General features: G+C 72.3%; 17 protein-coding genes and 2 pseudogenes. 13 read left to right on the forward strand and 6 right to left on the reverse strand.

Annotated elements, in window-relative coordinates:
* Positions 1-21: 21 nt before the first annotated feature.
* From ABZT06_RS05245 to ABZT06_RS05255, 3 genes and pseudogenes are all read right to left on the reverse strand, one after another.
* Complete coding sequence (locus tag ABZT06_RS05245) at positions 22-498, reverse strand: hypothetical protein (RefSeq protein ID WP_355735052.1); 477 nt, start codon at positions 496-498, stop codon at positions 22-24.
* A 58-nt stretch (positions 499-556) separates the two neighbouring features.
* A pseudogene (locus ABZT06_RS05250) lies at positions 557-820 on the reverse strand (transposase); the annotation flags it as partial.
* Positions 821-959: 139 nt separating this feature from the next.
* Positions 960-1211: a hypothetical protein gene (locus ABZT06_RS05255; protein ID WP_355735055.1), complete on the reverse strand. Its 252-nt coding sequence runs from the start codon at positions 1209-1211 to the stop codon at positions 960-962.
* A 126-nt stretch (positions 1212-1337) separates the two neighbouring features.
* Here ABZT06_RS05255 and ABZT06_RS05260 point away from each other — a divergent pair, with 126 nt between their 5' ends.
* The 7 genes from ABZT06_RS05260 (at position 1338) to ABZT06_RS05290 (ending at position 9686) form a co-directional block, all read left to right on the forward strand.
* Positions 1338-2207: a TIGR03619 family F420-dependent LLM class oxidoreductase gene (locus ABZT06_RS05260; RefSeq protein ID WP_355735058.1), complete on the forward strand. Its 870-nt coding sequence runs from the start codon at positions 1338-1340 to the stop codon at positions 2205-2207.
* A gap of 116 nt (positions 2208-2323) precedes the next feature.
* Positions 2324-3247, forward strand: coding sequence for an ABC transporter substrate-binding protein (locus ABZT06_RS05265; RefSeq protein WP_355735061.1), 924 nt, complete (start codon positions 2324-2326; stop codon positions 3245-3247).
* 37 nt (positions 3248-3284) lie between these two features.
* A complete protein-coding gene (locus ABZT06_RS05270) occupies positions 3285-4091 on the forward strand; it encodes an ABC transporter permease subunit (protein WP_355735064.1) in 807 nt (268 codons plus the stop codon).
* Between the two features lie 491 nt (positions 4092-4582).
* On the forward strand, positions 4583-5341 hold the full coding sequence (locus ABZT06_RS05275) for an ABC transporter permease subunit (protein WP_355735547.1): 759 nt from the start codon (positions 4583-4585) through the stop codon (positions 5339-5341).
* A 62-nt stretch (positions 5342-5403) separates the two neighbouring features.
* Positions 5404-6168 (forward strand): ABC transporter ATP-binding protein, encoded by a 765-nt coding sequence (locus ABZT06_RS05280; protein ID WP_355735549.1) that lies wholly within the window; start codon positions 5404-5406, stop codon positions 6166-6168.
* A gap of 133 nt (positions 6169-6301) precedes the next feature.
* Complete coding sequence (cyc2, locus tag ABZT06_RS05285; RefSeq protein ID WP_355735067.1) at positions 6302-8461, forward strand: germacradienol/geosmin synthase Cyc2; 2160 nt, start codon at positions 6302-6304, stop codon at positions 8459-8461.
* Positions 8462-9095: 634 nt separating this feature from the next.
* The gene (locus ABZT06_RS05290; protein WP_355735070.1) at positions 9096-9686 is read left to right on the forward strand and encodes a PDZ domain-containing protein; all 591 of its coding nucleotides are present in this window, start codon (positions 9096-9098) and stop codon (positions 9684-9686) included.
* A gap of 21 nt (positions 9687-9707) precedes the next feature.
* Here ABZT06_RS05290 and ABZT06_RS05295 read toward each other — a convergent pair whose 3' ends face one another.
* Entirely contained in the window at positions 9708-10463 is a 756-nt protein-coding gene (locus ABZT06_RS05295) for a metallophosphoesterase (protein ID WP_355735073.1), read from the reverse strand.
* Positions 10464-10590: 127 nt separating this feature from the next.
* On the opposite strand from ABZT06_RS05295, the pseudogene ABZT06_RS05300 reads away from it, so the two are divergent.
* The 3 genes and pseudogenes from ABZT06_RS05300 to ABZT06_RS05310 all read left to right on the forward strand — a co-directional run bounded on the left by ABZT06_RS05300 (position 10591) and on the right by ABZT06_RS05310 (position 13484).
* Positions 10591-11245: pseudogene (locus ABZT06_RS05300) on the forward strand (LysE family translocator).
* Between the two features lie 117 nt (positions 11246-11362).
* Positions 11363-12487, forward strand: a complete 1125-nt coding sequence (locus tag ABZT06_RS05305) for an aminopeptidase P family protein (protein ID WP_355735076.1) — start codon at positions 11363-11365, stop codon at positions 12485-12487.
* Between the two features lie 49 nt (positions 12488-12536).
* Positions 12537-13484, forward strand: coding sequence for an aminoglycoside phosphotransferase family protein (locus ABZT06_RS05310; protein ID WP_355735079.1), 948 nt, complete (start codon positions 12537-12539; stop codon positions 13482-13484).
* A 70-nt stretch (positions 13485-13554) separates the two neighbouring features.
* Here ABZT06_RS05310 and treZ read toward each other — a convergent pair whose 3' ends face one another.
* Positions 13555-15300, reverse strand: coding sequence for a malto-oligosyltrehalose trehalohydrolase (treZ, locus tag ABZT06_RS05315; protein WP_355735082.1), 1746 nt, complete (start codon positions 15298-15300; stop codon positions 13555-13557).
* 173 nt (positions 15301-15473) lie between these two features.
* Here treZ and ABZT06_RS05320 point away from each other — a divergent pair, with 173 nt between their 5' ends.
* The 3 genes from ABZT06_RS05320 (at position 15474) to ABZT06_RS05330 (ending at position 17956) form a co-directional block, all read left to right on the forward strand.
* Positions 15474-16025, forward strand: a complete 552-nt coding sequence (locus ABZT06_RS05320; protein ID WP_355735084.1) for a DUF1707 and FHA domain-containing protein — start codon at positions 15474-15476, stop codon at positions 16023-16025.
* 138 nt (positions 16026-16163) lie between these two features.
* Positions 16164-17528, forward strand: a complete 1365-nt coding sequence (locus ABZT06_RS05325) for a M14 family zinc carboxypeptidase (RefSeq protein ID WP_355735087.1) — start codon at positions 16164-16166, stop codon at positions 17526-17528.
* On the forward strand, positions 17525-17956 hold the full coding sequence (locus ABZT06_RS05330; protein ID WP_355735090.1) for an SSI family serine proteinase inhibitor: 432 nt from the start codon (positions 17525-17527) through the stop codon (positions 17954-17956). The genes ABZT06_RS05325 and ABZT06_RS05330 overlap by 4 nt, the downstream gene beginning before the upstream one ends.
* A 49-nt stretch (positions 17957-18005) precedes the next feature.
* Here the strand turns inward: ABZT06_RS05330 and ABZT06_RS05335 are convergent, their stop codons facing one another.
* Complete coding sequence (locus tag ABZT06_RS05335) at positions 18006-19256, reverse strand: M14 family zinc carboxypeptidase (protein WP_355735093.1); 1251 nt, start codon at positions 19254-19256, stop codon at positions 18006-18008.
* Between the last annotated feature and the right edge of the window lie 138 nt (positions 19257-19394).

A 19394-nucleotide genomic window follows, 5' to 3' on the forward strand; every position in this document is an offset into this window, starting at 1 on the left:
ACCGCCCCTCCTGCCGGTATGTCAGTCCCAGGCGTTGAAGAGGACTCCGCCCAACGTGGTGATGCCGTAGAAGCGGACCTCACGCCATTCACCCTGCGTGAGCACTGAGGTGTCCACGCCGGAGAGCGGTGTGGCGAGCCGTTCGCTGCTCAGGACCGTGAAGCCCACGTTGGCGAAGACGTGAGCCCACGCCGGCGGCGCGAGGAAGTCCTCTCCGTACCAGTCCCGCCGTTCGTTGGCGAAGGCTACCCAGGGGTAGTGAGCGTGGCATAGGACAACGGTCTCGCCTTCGCGTCCAACGACCGTTGCGGTGTGGAAGGTCCGGGGGTACACCCGTTCCTCCACCTCACCTACCTCGCCTCCAGCGACGCGGGCAGCGGCATACAGAGCGGCGCGGAACGCCTTCAGTTCAGTCTCGGGAAACGGGCCGTCCACCGGCCGGTAGAAACCTGTCGCCCCCCGCGGCAGCGTGAAGCCGTCGTTCCCCTCGTTGACCATGCCGCTCATTCTGCCTGGTGCGAGGCATATCAGTGCTCAGAGGTCTTGAGCTGGCAGTTCATGCTGCGCGTCGCGTTTTAGTGCCCACCTTGTGGTGGGCGGGGCGGGCATACGCCTCGCCGGCGGTGAGGACTCTGCCCACGTCGTGGCGGATGGCCGGGTGGCGGTTCTTCGAGCCTGGCGGCCTGCCTGGGCCGGGGCGGGATGCTTTCGGTGCGCTGGCCGGAGAGCCGGTCTTCGCGTGCAGGTTCCTGAACCCGCTGCGGACGCGGGCGGGTGACAGTTTGTTCGGCTCGGTCGGCTTCTCCCAGGGCTTGCGGAGGGCGGTGGTCAGGGGTTCAGCCGATCCCACGCTTGCGCGGTCGCCTTTCCGTAGAGCCGGGTGTCCGCGACCGTCGCGGCCTGCTCGGTGTCCCAGGTTGCGGAGTCGCCGTAGACGAACGTTGCGGTACCCGCGGGGGCTAGTCCGTGAATGCGCCCATCGCGCGGTCGAGCAGCACGGTCAGTGGAACTGCTCCCGCGCAGGTCACCCACCCCGTCGAAGCCACGTCGAGACAGGCGACGGCGGCTGCGACCAGGGCACTCGGCCTGGGATCCTCCGGCCAGTCGGGACTGACACCGAGTCGCCGTGCGATCTCCGGGACCATCAGCTCCTGCCAGAGCAGCTGCTTGTCGAAGTGCCGGGCGCGCAGTGACGGCGTGTCCTGGAGCATCCGCAGATAGCTGAGCGTCCGCTCGGGTGCGGTCTCGTTCGTGTGGCGAGGGATGAGCGGCGGCTGTCGCCTTGTTGGCCCAGGTGCACCACCCTCTGTTTCCTCACCTCAAGGGAGCCGCACCGCATGCGTCTGGGAGTCGCACCGCACCGTCTGTGGCCCGCTCACGAGGCCGAACTCGACGGCGTCCTCGAAACCGCCCGTACCGCCGAGGAGTTGGGCTTCGACCACCTCATCGCGAGCAGCCATCTGCTGGCGGGGGCGGTGGGCGTGACCCCGGACCCGCTGGTCCTGCTGTCCGCCGTGGCCGGGGCGACCACCCGGATCGGGTTGGTGACCAGCGTCTTGATCCTGCCCCTGTACAACCCGGTCGTCGTCGCCCACCAGGCCGCCACGCTCGACCGGCTGTCCGGCGGCCGGTTCACGCTCGGAGTCGGCACCGGCTGGGACATCGCGGAGTTCGACGCGGCCGGGGTGCCGTTCGCCCGCCGGGGCCGCCGCGCCGACGAACAGCTGGACGTCGTACGGAAGTTGTGGCGCGGAGAGGACGACGAGGTACGGCTCGGGGTGCGGCCGCGTACGCCTCAAGGGCCGCCCGTGTGGGTCGGCGGCCACAGCGACGCGGCTCTGCGCCGGGCGCTGCGGTACGGCGACGCGTGGCACGGCTCCGGACTCGACGCGGCCGGACTCGCCGAGGTGCGGGGGCGGTTGGCGGTGCTCGGGGAGGAGTCGGGTCGGGATCCGGCCACGCCGTTGGAGCTGACGGCGGGGCAGGTGCTCGTACCTCCGGGCTTCGAGGCGGCCGTACGGCTGCCCGGGCGGCGCCCGTTGGGCGGCGCGGAGGCGTCCGCCGAGCGGGTGCGCGAGGAACTCGGGCAACTGGCCGACGCCGGGCTCACCGCCTGCTCGCTGTGGCTGCCGGTCGCCACCGAGGCGCTGCCGGACGCGCTCGGCTGGGTCGCGGAGGAGATCCTCGCGCATTTCTCCAAGGCGTGACGATTCGGCTGACCTTGGTGTAGTGATCATGTCAATCGATCGGCCATCATGCCCGGATGACGTGGGGACTGGCGTTACGACCTTGGCGATCGGGAAGCGGGAAGGCGGCCGCCGCGGTGGCCGCCCTCGCACTGGTACTCACCGCCTGCGGCGGCGACGGGGACTCCTCGTCCTCGGACGGCGGGCGCACGACCGTCAGGGTGGCCGCGCTGCCCCTGAGTGACTCCGCCATGCTGTACATCGCGCAGAACCGCGGACTGTTCGAGAAGGAAGGCCTCGACGTCCGCATCCAGCAGATCCAGCAGAGCCTCCAGGCGCTGCCCGCCCTGTCCAAGGGGCAGATCGACATGGTCGCGAGCGCGAACTACGTGACCTACTTCCAGGCCCAGGACCAGGGCACCCTCGACATCCGCATCGTCGCCGAGGCGATCAGGGCGGCGCCGCGCATGATGGACGTGCTGGTGCCGAAGGACTCGGACATCAAGACCCTCGCCGACCTCGCGGGCAGAAAACTCGCCGTCAACGTCCTCAACAACGTCCAGTCACTGACCTTCAACGAGATCCTGGCGAAACAGGGCCTCGGCCGACCCGTCTACCGGCAGATCCCCTTCCCGCAGATGGGCGCCGCCCTGGACAAGGGGCAGGTCGACGCCGTGCACGCGGTCGAGCCCTACGACAGCTCCATCCAGGACGAGTCGGGGGCGCGGATCCTGGTGGACGGGTCGTCCGCGCCCGTCCGGTCGATCCCGCTCAGCGGGTACATCACGACAGAGAAGTTCGCCGGGAAGAACGCCGACGCGCTCGCCCGGTTCCAACGGGCCCTGAAGGCGGCCGTAAAGCTCGCCGACGCGGATCCGTCCCTCGTGCGTGACGTGCTGCCGTCGTACACCAAGGTCACGAAGGAGCAGGCGGCGAAGATCGACCTGCCGGTGTATCCGGCGACGATGGACGGGACGCAGATCGCTCGGCTGTCCGCGCTGATGGAGAAACAGCGGATGTTGAAGAAGCCGATCGACGTTCCGGGGTTGCTGGTGAAGTGAGCGAGGTCTGCGGGGCGAGGGCGAAGGGGCGGTTGCCGTGCACCGGCTGAGGGTGCGTCAGGAACTGTGGCTCGGGATCTTCGGTGTGCTGCTCGCGTTCGGCGTGTGCGAGGCGGTGAGCCGGGCCGGGCTGGTCCGTCGCAGCTATCTGCCGCCCGCGTCCGAAGTCCTCGCCCGTGCAGTCGAGTTGGCAGGCGACCCCGTCTTCCTCGACGGCCTCGGCGTCACCCTGCGCGCCTGGGCGCTGGGCCTCGGCCTCGCCTGCGCGATGGCCGTACCGCTCGGGCTGCTGCTCGGCAGCGTGCCGCTCGTCGACGCGGCCGCCCGGGCGATCGTGGAGCTGCTGCGGCCCCTGCCGTCCGTCGCCCTGATCCCCCTGGTCTCGCTGCTCCTCGGCTCCGGCGCCGCGACCGAGGTCGCGCTGATCACCTACGCCTCGGTGTGGCCGATCCTCTTCAACACCGTCTACGGCCTGGGCGAGACCGACCCCCTCACCAAGGACACCCTGCGCGCCTTCGGCTTCGGCCGCCTCACGGTCCTGCTGCGCGCCGAGCTCCCCGCCACCGCCCCGTTCATCGCCGCGGGCGTCCGCATCTCCGCCGCCGTCGCACTCGTCCTCGCCGTCGCCACGGAGATCCTCTCCGGCTTCGGCGAGGGCCTCGGCATCTTCATCGCCCAGGCGGGTCTGGCGACGGACGGAACGAGGGACGTCCTGGCGGGCGTGGTGTGGGCGGGGGCCCTGGGGCTCGTCATCAATACGGTGCTGGTGTGGGGAGAGCGACGGCTGTTTCCCTGGACACCGGAACACCGGGAGGCCGCCGCCGGGCGAGGGGCGACCCGATGAGCGCGACGGACGACGCCGGGGGCGAGGTGGGGGCGTGCCCGCCTTCGTCGTCGGAGGGGGAGATGCCCCGAGTGTGCTCGCCGTCGGAGTCGGAGGGGGAGGCGTCTGGGACGTGCCTGCCGTCGCCGTCGGAGGGGCAGGCGTCTCGATCCCGGCCGCCCACGTCGCGCACACACCAGTCACCTGGCCCTCAGCCACCTCCGTCGCCGAAGGTGTCCGCGTCCGGTTCCCTGCCGCCTTCGCCGTCGGCGGACCCGTCACCTGGTCCTCAGGAACCTCCTTCGCCGAAGGTGCCCGCGTCCAGTGCCCTTCCGCCTTCGCCGCCGGCGGACCAGTCACCTGGCCCTCAGCCACCTCCTTCGCCGAAAGCGCCCGCGGCCAGCCCGCACCCGCTCTCGCAGTTGACGGATCAATCCCCCCGCCCTCACCCGCCCCCATCGCCGAAGGCAACCGCGCCCCGGTTCCGTACCGTCGCCGCCCACCCCGTCCTCCTGCGCCGGCTCGTTCTCGTTCTCGCCGTCGGTGTATGGGAGGTGGGTGCCCGGGCCCGCGGCAGCGTCTACTTCCCGCCCCCGGGCCGCATCGCGCGCCAGGTCCACGACCTGTGGTTCGACGGGTCCGCCCGCCATCTCTTCCTCAGCCCGGCCGCCGTGGACGACATCCTGCCCAGCCTCGGCCGGATGGCCGCCGGGTTCGCGCTGGCGGCAGTCGCCGGGATCGTGCTCGGTGTCGCGGTGGGCCGGTCGCGGCGGGCGTACGCGCTGGCCAACCCTGTCCTGCAGTTCGCCCGGGCCGTCCCGCCCCCGGCGCTCGTCCCCGTCTTCGTCGTGATCTTCGCCTTCGGCACCCCGATGCAGATCGCCTCGATCGCCTTCAGCGCCGTCTGGCCGGTGCTGATCAACACCGCGGCGGGCGTCCGCAACACCGACCCGCTGCGCCTCGACGTCGCCGCCGTCCTGCGCCTGAACACCGCCGAACGCCTGTGGTTCCTCGTCCTGCCCTCCGCCCTGCCCCGCATCTTCGCCGGGCTGCGTCTGAGCCTCTCGCTCTCCCTCATCCTCATGGTGTTCTCGGAACTGCTGCCGGGCACCGCGAACGGCATCGGTTTCACGCTCACCGAGGCCCAGACCCGGTCCGACCTGCTCACCGTATGGGCGGCGCTGGTCCTTCTCGGCGTCCTCGGCCACCTGCTCAACACCGGCCTGCTGGCAGTCGAGAAACGGCTGATCGGCAGGGGGAGGGCCACGTAAGTGACATGAGCCCCAGCCACCTGAACCACGCGACCCGCACCCAGGAACAGGGGACCGACCGCATGCTCCAGCTCTCCGCTGTCGGCCAGCGCTACGGCGACCACCAGGTCCTGCACGACGTGACCCTCACCGTCCCCGCGGGCCAACTCCTGTGCGTCGTCGGCCCGTCCGGCTGCGGCAAGTCCACCCTGCTGCGCACCATCGCCGGTCTGCTTCCCGCCCGCGAGGGCACGATCACCGTCGACGGCGCCCCCGTCACCGGCGTCCCCGACAGCATGGCCGTCGTCTTCCAGGACTACGGCCGCTCCCTCTTCCCTTGGCTCACGGTCCGCGACAACGTCGCCCTGCCACTGCGCCGCCGCGGCCTCGCCCGCACCGAACGGCGTGCCGAGGCCGACCGCATCCTCGACCGCGTCGGTCTGTCCGGTGCCGCCCGCCGTCACCCCTGGCAGCTCTCCGGCGGTATGCAGCAGCGCGTCGCCATCGCCCGCGCCCTGGTCTGCCGTCCCACCCTCCTCCTCATGGACGAACCCTTCGGCTCCCTCGACGCCCAGACCCGCGAAGACCTGGAGGACCTGCTCCTGGAGGTCCACCGCACCGACGGCACGACCATCGTGTTCGTCACCCACGACATCGACGAAAGCGTCTACGTCGGCGACCGCGTCGTAGTCCTCTCCCCGGGACCCGGCTCCAGGATCATCCTGGACCTGCCGGTCCGGCTCCCCGGACTGCGGGAGCAGATCGCCACCCGGGGACTGCCGGAGTTCGTCGCACTGAGGGCGGAGGTCGGACGGGCGGTCCGCAACCAGGGCGTTCAGGGCACCTGAACGCCCCCCCCCACACCCTCCGGACGCCACAAGTGCCGCCGGGAACTCCCGAGTTCTGTCCGGATTCACGCGATGGTGTGATCATGTGTGCCCGGACGGATGCACGCGGAGGGCCTTGGGTAGGGCCCGGCTCATGACGCAGCAGCCCTTCGAACTCCCGCACTTCTACATGCCGTACCCCGCGCGGCTGAACCCGCACGTCGACGAGGCCCGCGCCCACTCGACCGTGTGGGCGCGCGAGATGGGCATGCTGGAGGGGTCCGGGATCTGGGAGCAGTCCGACCTCGACGCGCACGACTACGGCCTGCTCTGCGCCTACACACACCCCGACTGCGACGGCCCCGCCCTTTCGCTCATCACCGACTGGTACGTGTGGGTGTTCTTCTTCGACGACCACTTCCTGGAGACCTTCAAGCGCACCCAGGACCGCGCCGGCGGCAAGGCCTACCTCGACCGGCTGCCCCTGTTCATGCCGATGGATGTGTCGACCCCGATGCCCGAGCCGCAGAACCCGGTCGAGGCGGGCCTGGCCGACCTGTGGACGCGGACCGTGCCGTCGATGTCCGCCGACTGGCGCCGCCGCTTCGCCGTCGCCACCGAGCACCTGCTCAACGAGTCACTGTGGGAGCTGTCGAACATCAACGAGGGGCGGATCGCCAACCCCGTCGAGTACATCGAGATGCGCCGCAAGGTCGGCGGCGCCCCCTGGTCGGCCGGTCTGGTGGAGTACGCGACGGCCGAAGTGCCGGCGTCCGTCGCCGGAACGCGACCCCTGCGGGTGCTGATGGAGACCTTCTCCGACGCGGTCCACCTGCGCAACGACCTGTTCTCCTACCAGCGCGAGGTCGAGGACGAGGGCGAACTCAGCAACGGCGTCCTCGTCCTGGAGACCTTCTTCGGCTGCACCACCCAGGAGGCCGCCGACACCGTCAACGACGTCCTCACCTCCCGCCTCCACCAGTTCGAGCACACCGCCCTCACCGAGGTCCCCGCGGTCGCCCTGGAGAACGGCCTCTCCCCGGCCGAGGTGACCGCCGTCGCCCGGTACACGCAGGGCCTGCAGGACTGGCAGTCGGGCGGCCACGAATGGCACATGCGCTCAAGCCGCTATATGAACGCCCGCGCGGACACCACCTCGCCCTGGCAGGCCCTGACCGGCCCCGGCACCTCGGCCGCCGACGTCGGCGCCCTGCTCGCCGCGGCCGGCGCCGAGCGGCTGCGCGCCCACACACACGTGCCGTTCCAGAAGGTCGGCCCGTCCCTGCTGCCCGACTTCTACATGCCGTTCCAGGTCGAGCACAGCCCGCACCTGCCCGGCGCCCGCCCCCGCCTCGCCGAGTGGGCGCACCGCATGGGCATGCTCCAGGAGGGCGTCTGGGACGAGGACAAGCTCGCCGCGGCCGACCTGCCCCTGTGCTCGGCGGGCATCGACCCGGACGCGAGCCCCGAGGCGCTGGACCTGAGCTCGGACTGGCTGGCGTGGGGGACATACGGCGACGACTACTACCCCCTCGTCTACGGCGGCCGCCGGGACCTGGCCGCCGCCCGGCTCACCACACAGCGTCTGTCGGACTGCATGCCCCTGGACGGCGAACAGACCCTCGTCCCCGTCAACGCCATGGAACGCGGCCTGATCGACCTCTGGGCCCGCACCACCGCCGAGATGACCCCCGACCAGCGGCGCACTCTCAAGGACGCCGTGAACGTGATGACGGAGAGCTGGATCTGGGAGCTGGCCAACCAGATCCAGCACCGCGTCCCCGACCCGGTCGACTACCTGGAGATGCGGCGCGCCACCTTCGGCTCCGACCTCACCATGAGCATGTGCCGGATGGGCCACGGCCCCGCCGTCCCGCCGGAGGTCTACCGCAGCGGACCCGTGCGCTCCCTGGAGAACGCCGCCGTCGACTACGCGTGCCTGCTCAACGACGTCTTCTCCTACCAGAAGGAGATCGAGTACGAGGGCGAGGTCCACAACGCGATCCTTGTCGTGCAGAACTTCTTCGGCATCGACTACCCGACCGCGCTGCGAGTCGTCCACGACCTGATGACCCAGCGCATGCAGCAGTTCCAGCATGTCGCCGCGCACGAACTACCCGTCGTCTACGACGACTTCGAGCTCTCCGAGGAGGCGCGCGAGGTCATGCGGGGCTATGTGAGCGACCTCGAGCACTGGATGGCGGGCATCCTGCACTGGCACCGCACGGTCGACCGCTACAAGGCCGAGCACCTGGCCGGCCGCGCCCACAACTTCCTCCCGGACCGGCCACCGGCGATCCCCCTGGCCATCTGACCCGACGACCACGGAAGCGGTACCCGGCGGAGCGGACGCGTTCTGCGCGTCCGCTCCGCCGGGTACCGGGGTGGGCGCGCGCCTTCGCGGCTGCGGGGTACTTGCGCAGGGCGGTTGGCTCTGTGCGCCCGCGTAGGGCGGTCTGTTCTGCGCGACCGTCCGGTGGCCAGGCGGGGCGGGTGCGCTGATATGCGGCCACGGTTGGTTCTGCGGTGGTGGTCGGCTGTGCGTGGCCGCGCGCTCGTCCCTGCAGGGCGGTCCGTTCTGGGCGACCGTGCGCGATAGCCCGCCGGTGCCCGGTCCGCTCGCGGGCCCTGTCGGAGCAGTCCCAGGGCGTGATCGGTCATGTCACAGAACGTAACAGCCCCCACTGACAACGGGGGACGATCCCGCTGGCGCCCAACGAGCCCGGCTACAAAGACGTTCACCGGGTTCCGGGGAACCAGATGCTGCGCATCATGGGCAGGTTCGGCGGGGCGTGGTCATGCCCCCGAAGGCGCTCGCGCCCCGCGTCCGCGTGCTCCACAGCCGACTTCCGCTCCTGACCTCCCGTCAGTCTCACTCGTTCGTGGCTCGTCGCGCGCCCGTGCGCCGGGTAGACACCAGCCGGTGGTGATCCAGCCGGAGGCGATCCATGGAACAGACTGCGTTGCGCCCCAAGCCGATGCCCGGTCAGGAGCCCGGTGGTGGCAGGAGACCCGGGCCCGCCCGGCGCCCGCACGCCGCGCGCCGGCGTGGACGCCGGTTCACGACCCTGCTGTTCGGCCTGTTCGCCGCGGCCGTCCTGGTGCTGTCGGGGGTGGGTCTCGGGACGGTCGGCGCCACGGTGATCGGCATGAGCAGACTGGCCGAACTCCAGCGGCAGGCAGGGCCTCACCAGGGCGACCCGTCCGCCTCGGCGCATCAGGGCCACTCCGCGTCGTCCACGGCACCGACGGCCGCCCCCTCGCCCGCGCCCGCCGTCGCGACCCTCGGCCTGGAGGCCGTGGACGCCGAGAAGGCGGGCGCGCTGGTGGTCGGGGTCCACGTCCCCGGCCCGGGGTACAGCGCGGGCCTGGTGCGCGGCGACGTACTGCTCGCCTTCGGCCGGACCCGCATCGACACGGCCGACGACCTCGCGCGCGCCGTCGCAAAGACGCGAGCCGGCCGCGAGGTGGTGCTGACGGTTCGCCATCGCAGCGGCGGTTACCAGCAGCTGACGGCCGTACCGGGAGTCGTCACCTGAACCGTCGGCGCGTGCGCGTGCTCAGGTGACCACCCGGAAGTGCGTGGTGAGCCGCCCCTCGTCGTCCAGCACATGAAAGGCCAGACCGACCGGCGCGTCCCGGTCCGCGATCTGTTCGCCCTCCCAGGGCAGCCGCAGCGTCCAGGTCACCCCGGGCCCGACGACCAGGGGCCGCCCGGCGAACACGGTCGCGGCGGGCGTGTGCGCGTGACCGGTGATCAGGCCGGCGATCTGGGGCCGCCGTTCCAGCAGCGCGGCAAGCCGTCCGGGCCCGTCCAGCTGGTAGCTGTCGGGCAGCGGGTGGTGCAGTGCCACCGGCGGGTGATGGAAGGCCAGCAGCGCCGGAACACTTCCGCCCAGTTCGTCGAGCGTCGCCTCGATCCAGTCGTACGTCTCGTCGTCCAGGGCTCCCTCGTCGCTGCCGGGGATGCTGGAGTCGCACATCAGTACCGCACCGCCGCCGAAGACCCGCACGCCGTTCACCGGCCCGTCGGCCGCCGGCCGGCGCAGCAGGGCCTTGCGGTACGGGGCGCGGCTGTCGTGGTTGCCGGGGCAGGTGAGCACCGGGAACGGCGGTTCGCCCTCGTGCAGTCCCAGGATCCGTGCGGCCTCCTCGTACTCCGCCTCGGCGCCGTGATCCGCTATGTCGCCGGTCACCAGCAGGGCGTCCACCCGTCCCGGCAACTGCCACAGGCGGTCACGCACCCGCTCGGCACGCTCCATCGCCCGCGCGGTCCCGTCGAGATGCAGATCGCTGATGTGTGCGAGCACAAGCACGGCGTACCCCCTCCTCTAATGGTTTGAATTGATCCAAGCATTAGAGGAGACCTCGATCAAGTCACTCCCGTCGGCCAGGGTGGAAAACCGCTGGTCCGGATCCGGCCACCGGCGTCACGATGAGCCCATGCCGACCACGCTCCTCGCCTTCCTGGGGGCCTGCACCCTCATCGCCGCGTCCCCCGGCCCGAGCACCGTGCTGATCATCAAGCAGTCGCTGCACAGCAGACGCTCCGGCTTCCTGACCGTGCTCGGCAACGAGACCGGCGTGTTCCTCTGGGGCGTCGTCGCCGCGCTCGGCCTGACCGCACTGCTGACGGCCTCCGAGATCGCCTACGACGTGACGCGGATCGTCGGTGCCGTCGTGCTCGTCGCCCTCGGTGTCCAGGCGCTGCGGCAGGCGCGCCGCACCAAGGCGACCGCCGGCGAGGGCGGCTGGGAGAGCACCGGCAGGACCGGCTGGGCCGCCTACCGTGCGGGACTGTTCCTCAACCTCGCCAACCCCAAGGCGGCCGTCTTCGCCATGTCCTTCCTGCCGCAGTTCGTGCCCGAGGGCGCCCCGCACCTGCCCTGGGGGCACCTCCCACGCCCTTGAGGCAGTGGGGGAGACCGGGCTCGCCGCGCTCTGGGCGGTCTACGAGATCGGCTACTACGGCCTCTATGTGTGGTTCGTCGGCCGGTTGCGGGCCGTGCTGTCCCGCGCGGGAGTGCGCCGACGGCTGGAACAGGTCTCTGGGGGCGTCCTGCTGCTCCTCGGGGCCCGCATGGCCCTGGAGAGCTGACGTACCGCCCGGCGCCGCGTCCGGGCCGACCGAAAAGCGTGTCGACCGGCTCGCGCGCCCCTCGCCGTCCGGGCAGGATGCTGCCCAAAGACCATCACCCGCCCAGGGAGGCCCGGAATGACCGGCACCGCAGCACCCTTCGCCGCCGACGACTACAGGGCCCGCATGGAGCGCGCGGCACGGTCGGCCGCCGAGGCCGGGCTCGCCGGACTCCTCGTGTCCCCGGGCCCTGACCTGGTGTGGCTCACCGGCTACGCGCCCACCGCCGTCACCGAACGGCTCACCCTGCTGGTCCTCGCCCCCGGACAGGACCCCGTCCTCGTCGTGCCCGCCCTGGAGGCCCCGGACGCCGCCAAGGCCACCGGCGCGAGCGCCCTGTCCCTGCGGGACTGGACCGACGGCAAGGACCCCTACGTCGCCACCGCCGCCCTCCTGGACGCCGACGGCCGGTTCGGCATCAGCGACAACACCTGGGCCATGCACCTCCTGGGCCTGCAGAGGGCCCTGCCCGGCACGTCGTACGCCTCCCTCACCGAGGCCCTGCCGATGCTCCGCGCCGTCAAGGACGCGGCGGAGCTGGAGCTGGTGGCGGCCGCGGGAGCGGCCGCAGACGCGACGTTCGAGGAGATCCGGAAGGTTCCCTTCGGCGGCCGCAGGGAGTCGGAGGTGGCCGCCGACCTCGCCGACCTGCTGCGTCGCTTCGGCCACTCCCAGGTCGACTTCACCATCGTCGCCTCGGGGCCGAACGGCGCCAACCCGCACCACGAGGTGGGGGACCGGGTCATCGCACGCGGCGACATGGTCGTCCTCGACTTCGGCGGCCTCAAGGACGGCTACGGCTCCGACACCTCCCGCACGGTCCACGTCGGCGAACCCACCGACGAGGAGCGCCGGGTGCACGACCTCGTGCGCGCGGCGCAGGAGGCGGGCTTCCGGGCGGTGCGGCCCGGCGTGTCCTGCCAGGAGGTCGACCGGGCCGCCCGCGCGGTCATCGCCGACGCCGGGTACGGCGAGTACTTCATCCACCGCACCGGGCACGGCATCGGCGTCACCACACACGAACCGCCGTACATGATCGAGGGCGAGGAACAGCCCCTGGTCCCGGGCATGTGCTTCTCCGTGGAGCCCGGCGTCTATCTGCCGGGCCGTTTCGGGGTACGCATCGAGGACATCGTCACGGTCACCGAGGACGGCGGCCGCAGGCTCAACGACACCACCCGCGAGATGGTCATAGTCGACTGACCGAGCCCCCAGGAGCCCCTTCCACCCCTCGAGCGACTACGGCGCGACCATGACCCAGGCACCGACACCCACCGCGGACACGGTCCGCCGGCTGGTCCGTTCCCTGCTCAAGGACGGCACGCCCGACGTCGGCGGGCCCGAGGTCCGTCCCGTCGCCGAGGGCGCCGGGCACTCCACCTGGTGGGTCGGCACCCGCCATGTCCTGCGGCTCGCCGGCGACCGCGAGGCCTCCGTCCGCAGACGCCGTGAACCGCGGCTGCGCGATCTGATCCGCGCGCACGTGCCGGTCGCGGTGCCGACCAGCGTGGCGCAGGGCGAGTGGGCGCCAGGGCTGGCCTACACGCTCGACACCAAGGTGCCCGGCGGCTCGGCGGAAGAGCATGACGTGTCGGCCGTCGGCGAGGCCGACCTGGCCGGCCTGCTCACCGGGCTGCGCGAGGTGCCGGTACGGCAGGCCGAGGCGCTCGGCGTCCCACGCGTCGCCCCCCGCTCCCTGGAGGCGCTGCGCAGGGAAGCCGGCCGGGCCGCCGAACGCCTCCGCGCGGCCGACGAGTTCGACCCGGCCCGGTTCCAGCAGCTCACCTCGCCGGCCGCGGTCCAGCTCGCCGCGCAGCCCGGCAGCGCGGTCCTCGTGCACCATGCCCTGACCGGCGAACACCTCTTGGTCAGCGCCGACGGCCGGGTGCGTGGCGTCCTCGACTGGACCGACACGGTCGTCGGCGACCCGGCCGAGGACATCGCGGGCCTCGCGCAGGCCGTCGGTTCGCCCGCGGCCGTCCGCGCCGCCACGCTCGCCGGGTACGGCGCCCGTCCCTGCCTGCGCGGACTGTGGCTGGCCCGCTGCGACACCGTGATCAGCCTCGCCGCGAGCCTGGACGGGCGCGCCACCGAGCCGCTGCCCCTCCTACGTACCCGGCTGCGACGGGCCTGGGAGGCGATCCTGCTGGAACGCGTCACCGAGCTGCGGGACGAGGAGACGGACGACGCGGAGTTGTAGGCGGCTCCATCTGGACTTTTCCACCCGGACGACCCGGAGGAGCCGGACGACCCGGAGGAGCCCTGTGAGGTCACGCCTGCAGCAGCACCACGCACGACTCCCCGGGTACATGCAGCACCCCGTCCGCGCCCGGCGCCTCCACCGGCTCCCAGGCCGCCAGGACGCGGGCCTCACGGGGGCCCAGGGGGATGGCCGCGGTCGACTTCCCGAGGTTCACGGCCACCCGGACGTCCCCGCGGCGGAAGGCGAGCCAGCGCTGGTCCGCGTCGTAGGCGACCTTGGTGTCGGCGAGGTCGGGGTCGGTGAGGTCCGGCTGCTCGTGCCGCAGCGTGAGGAGCCGGCGGTACCAGGCGAGCACGCGCGCGTGCGGCTCGCGTTCGAGTTCGGACCAGTCGAGGCAGGAGCGGTCGCGGGTCGCCGGGTCCTGCGGGTCGGGCACGTCCTCCTCCGCCCAGCCGTGCTCGGCGAACTCCCGCCGCCTGCCCCGCCGCACGGCCTCCGCGAGCTCGGGATCGGTGTGGTCCGTGAAGAACTGCCAGGGCGTGCCCGCCGCCCACTCCTCACCCATGAACAGCATGGGTGTGAAGGGCGCGGTCAGCACGAGCGCTGCCGCACAGGCCACCAGGCCGGGGGAGAGCGACGCCGCCAGCCGGTCGCCCTGGGCGCGGTTGCCGACCTGGTCGTGGGTCTGGGAGTAGCCGAGCAGCCGGTGCGCCGCCGTGTGCGTACGGTCCAGCGGACGCCCGTGGCCGCGGCCGCGGAAGCTGGAGTAGGTGCCGTCGTGGAAGTAGCCGCCGGTGAGGGTCTTGGCGAGCGAGGCCAGGGGTGCGCGGGCGAAATCGGCGTAGTAGCCCTGGGACTCGCCGGTCAGCGCGGTGTGCAGAGCGTGATGGAAGTCGTCGTTCCACTGCGCGTGCAGCCCGAGACCGCCTTGCGCGCGGGCTGTGATGAGCCGCGGGTCGTTGAGGTCGGACTCGGCGATCAGGAACAGCGGCCGCCCCAGCTCGGTGGCGAGGTCGTCGACGGCTGTCGACAGCTCCTCCAGGAAGTGGCACGCGCGCGTGTCGGCGAGCGCGTGCACGGCGTCCAGGCGCAGTCCGTCGATCCGGTAGTCCCGCAGCCAGGACAACGCGCTGCCCAGCAGGTACGCGCGCACCTCGTCGGAACCGGGGGCGTCCAGGTTGACCGCGGAGCCCCAGGGCGTGTGGTGGGTGTCCGTGAAGTACGGTCCGAAGACGGGCAGGTAGTTGCCGGAGGGGCCCAGGTGGTTGTGGACCACGTCCAGGACGACCCCGAGGCCCACCTCGTGCGCCCGGTCGACGAAACGCTTCAGGGCCTCGGGACCGCCGTAGGGCTCGTGCACCGCCCACAGGGAGACGCCCTCGTAGCCCCAGCCGTGCCGCCCGGGGAAGGGGCACAGCGGCAGCAACTCGACGTGGGTGACGCCGAGTTCGACGAGATGGTCGAGCCGGGCGGCGGCCGCGTCCAGGGTGCCCTCGGGCGTGTACGTGCCCACGTGCAGCTCGTAGAGGACCGCTCCCGGCAGGGGACGGCCCGCCGACTGCGTACGCCACGTGTACCGCTCGTGATCGACGACGGCGCTGAGTCCGTCCGGGCCGTCCGGCTGACGGCGCGAGCGCGGGTCGGGCAGCACGGGGCCGTCGTCCAGCGCGAAGCCGTACCGGGTGCCGTCCCCGGCCTCCGCCTCGCCCCACCACCATCCCGAGCGCTCCGGATCGCGCTCCAACGCGTGCGTGGCGCCCTCGCAATGGAGCGTCACACGGCCGGCCTGCGGTGCCCACACCTCGAACTGCACGGACGGTTCCCCTTCGTCTGCTCACCGTGATGTAGCCCGTCCATGGTGCTTCAAACGAGATCAATCCGCTTTGTAATGCTCCTCTTTGCGGCAGGTGTCGTCGGGTGAGCGCGGGTGGCGGCCGTTGTCTCGTTTTCTGGACACCCGGGGTTCACTGCCCGACAATCACCAACGTGACGTCGTCCTTCGAGTTCAACACGTACCCCGCGCGGCTGTCCGACGTGGAGCGCGACAAGGTGCTGAAGGTGCTCCGTGACGGCGCCGCCATGGGCCGCCTGTCGCACGACACGTTCGTGCGCCGCATGGAACTGGCCCTCATCGCGCGCCGGTCCGACGAACTCGCCGCGCTCACCGCGGACCTGCCCCAGGAGAGCCGCGTCTCCCGGCTGGTGTTCGGCACCGTCGAGGCCGTCTCCGGCTTCACCGTACGGCTGCGCAGGGCCTGGCAGGCCGAGCGCCTGCCCAAGCTGCTGCTGCCCCATCCCGGCAGCGGCCACGCGCTGCGCATCGGCCGCGACCCCGCGAACGGTCTGCGGCTGACCCACGAGACGGTCTCCCGCGTCCACGCCGAACTCAGCCGGCAGGGCGGCATGTGGGTCCTGCGCGACCTCGGCTCCACCAACGGCACCACGGTCAACGGCCGGCGGGTCATCGGCGCCGCCGTGGTCCGCGAGGGCGATCAGGTCGGCTTCGGCCGGATGGCCTTCCGGCTCGCGGTGAACTGAGTCCCACCTCACCTCTGGCCTGGGCTTTACGCCCGGTCGTGGCCCAAAACCCTTTCCGCCGCGCGGTGTTGACGTACCCCACAAGTCGTGACTGACTGTGCGTACACCATGCACACCAGGTGAACCGACGGCACCACATTGTGGAGGTGTGCCCTGCCGCCCCTCCTCCGCTACCCGACGGTCGACGAGCTCGGCGCGCGGGCCGCAGCGCTCGTCGCCCGCCATCCCGCGGACGCCCGACTGCGCCGCGTCGGCACCTCCCGCGCGGGTACCCCCCTGTGGCTGCTCTCCGTCGGCCACGGCAGCCGCCAGGCCCTCGTCGTCGCCGGACCGCACGCCAACGAGCCCGTGGGCGGCGGCACCGCCCTCAGACTGGCCGAGCGCGCCCTGGCCGACCCCCGGCTCACCGCCGAGGCCGACGCCACCTGGAACCTGCTGCTCTGCCTCGACCCGGACGGCCTGCGCCGCAACGAGGGCTGGCTGCGCGGCCCGTACTCCCTCGACGGCTACTTCCGTAACTTCTTCCGGCCAGGCTTCGGCGAACAGCCGGAATGGCTGCCCGACGGCGCCGACGCCGCCGCACTGCCGGAGACCCGCACCCTCCTCGCCCTCCAGGACGAACTGCGGCCCTTCCTCCAGTGCTCCCTGCACGGAGTCGACGTAGGCGGGGGCTTCGTCGAGCTCACCCGCGACCTGCCCGGCCTCGCCCGGCGCGTCGCCCACACCGCGGCCCGGCTGCGCATCCCACGCGAGTTCGGCCCGTACGACACCCTCTACTGGCCGTGTCTCGGGCCCGCCGTCTACCGGATCCCGCCGCCCCGACGCGGCGACCTGGCCGCCGCCATCACCGAGGCCGCGGTCGAGTCGACCTGGTACCACCCGCTCCGGCACGGCACCGTGACCGCCGTCGTCGAGGCGCCCATGTGGGGCGTGGCCGCCGTCGAGGACGGCAGCACACCCGCCGACGCGGCCGCCGTGCTGCGCACCGTCAGCCACACGCTGCGCCGCGACGCGCGCCTCCTGGAGGACGTCCTGGCGCGGATCCGCCCGTATGTCTCGGCCGCCCCGGACGCGGCGCGGCTGCTCGCCCCGGTCGAGGACTATTTACTGGTCGGCCCCGGACTCGCCGACGCCTGGGACCCCGACGTCACCGACGGCGGCCGCCCCATGCCCCCGCTCAGCACCGGTCACCTGGCCGCGCTGCGCATCGCCGGACGGCGGCTCGCCCTGCGCACCGCCGGGCTCCTGCACCAGCTCGTGACCCGCGCGGGCGCCGACCCGGCCGGCGTGCTGCCGGAACTGGACCGGCTCATCGACGTCTGGTGCGCCGACTACCGCGACGGCTTCGGGGCGCGCTGGATCCCGGTCCCGCGCCAGATCGAGTACCAGTCCCGGGTGGTGCTCGCCGCCTTCGAACTCGCCGCGCGGCACGCGCCCGCGTGCTCCCGTTCGGGTGAGCCGGGGTGGGGATCCGAGGCCGCCGTGCCGATGCATCGGGAATGACGTCCACGATCACAGCGACAACGACAGCGGTACGGCGAGCGGCCCATGTGGGTCTGGCGGCTGCGGCCGCCCTGCTCCTCGCCGCCGCGGCCCCCGCGACGGCCGGGTCCTCCGCCGGGAGCGACTACCTCTACCTCATGGTGACCACGGGCGACGGCCGCTCCAGCGACACCCGCGGCAGTCTCCTGCTGTGCGACCCGCCCCAGGGGCACGGCCGTGCCGCCGAGGCCTGCGCCCAACTCGACTCCGTCGGCGGCGACATCGACGCCCTTCCGCCCGCGGGCGTCTACTGCCCGATGCTCTACGCGCCGGTCACCGCCCGGGCCCGCGGACAGTGGAACGGCCGACCGGTCGAGTACCGGCAGACCTTCTCGAACGGCTGCGTGATGGGGGCGCGGACGGGTGCGGTCTTCGCACTGGAGAGCTGACGCGCGGCCCGGGCTCGGTGACGCACACGCGCGTGGGGGCGGCCTCGGCTCAGTGGACCCCTTCGCGCGCGTGCAACGCCACCGCCACGACCGTGCGGGCCTGGTGCTCGATCTGGTGCTCCAACGGCACCCAGCGGGCCCCGAAACGATCCGCGAAGGAACCGCTCCACGCCTCCACGAGCCGTTCGAGACGCGGCGCCGCGCGGTCGTCCGTCTCCCGCAGCACCCTTAGCAGCATGGCAGCGGCCCGCAGCGGCAGCCGGCGGGAGAACGCGTCCACGCTGCCGATGTACGCCCTCGTGTCGTCGGCGGGCCGCGTGTGGACCCAGTCCGCGGCCAGCCCCGGCACCAGCGCCAGCCCCCAGGTGGCGGCCCGCAGCAGCGGCCCGCCGGCGCCCTCCAGACGCGGCAGCGCGTCCGTCAGCACCTGGTCCACGGCCTGCGACTGACGCAGCAGCCGGCCCGCCAGCCGCCGCATCGCCGCCGCCGGCGCCGGGTGCTGCGTCGGATCGTCCACCAGGTCGCTCGCCCACATCGGCACCTCGACCACCGCGGTCAGACCGCCGTAGCGGTGCGCGTGGTACCAGGTGCTGCGCCGCGCGTCGTCCGGCATGCTCGGGTACGCCGCCCCGGCGCCCGGCGCCGGCATCACATGCACCCCGGGTCCGGACGCGGGCCAGCCCGCCGCGTCCGAGGCACCGGTCTCCACCGGGATGTGCAACTCCGCCGCGGACTTGGCGAACGGCTCGGCGATACCCCGCACGTCCTTCGTCAACTGCACCCAGCTGCCACCCAGATCGGTGCCGTGCAGGGTCACCTGGACGTAGGGCCGCAGCTCGTCGATCACCCCGGTCAGGACACGTGTCTCGGGCGGCAGCCGGTCGGGTGGCAGCATCGCGGGTGCCCACTCCGGCTGCTCCGCGCCGGCCGGGCGGAAGAACCCGAGGTGGTAGTCGAAGAGACTGTGCGGCGCCGGGGTGACATGGAGGCTCGCCCCGTCGGGATCCGCGCACAGCAGGAAGTGCCAGGACGTGTCCGCCCGCAACTCGCGCTCGGCCAGCACCCGTCGGGCCACCGCCAGGGCCGCGGGGCCGCCGGCCGGTTCGTTGGAGTGGGCGCCCGCGACCACCAGAACGGCTCGCCGGGCATGGCCGATCGACAGCAGCTGCAGGGGTCTGCCCGCGCGCGAGACACCCACCTGCCTCAGCCGGCAGACGCCGGGCCGCTGTGCGGCCAACGCCCGCGCGGAGCGGACCAGTTCGGTCACCGTGGGATAGCGCAGCTCCGGCAGCAGACTCACCCCCGATAGGTCCGACCGGCCTCGCAATCCGCAGTACCCCACGGTCTGGTTGAGCTGTCAAGCACGCCAGGGGCGCCTCCAGGGGGCGTCCAGAGGCATTTACCGTCAGCCGGTAGAGCCGTAGGTGCCGACGGGGTC

Origin of the sequence: Streptomyces sp. NPDC005483 (genome assembly GCF_040606035.1) — a bacterium.
GTDB lineage: Bacteria > Actinomycetota > Actinomycetes > Streptomycetales > Streptomycetaceae > Streptomyces.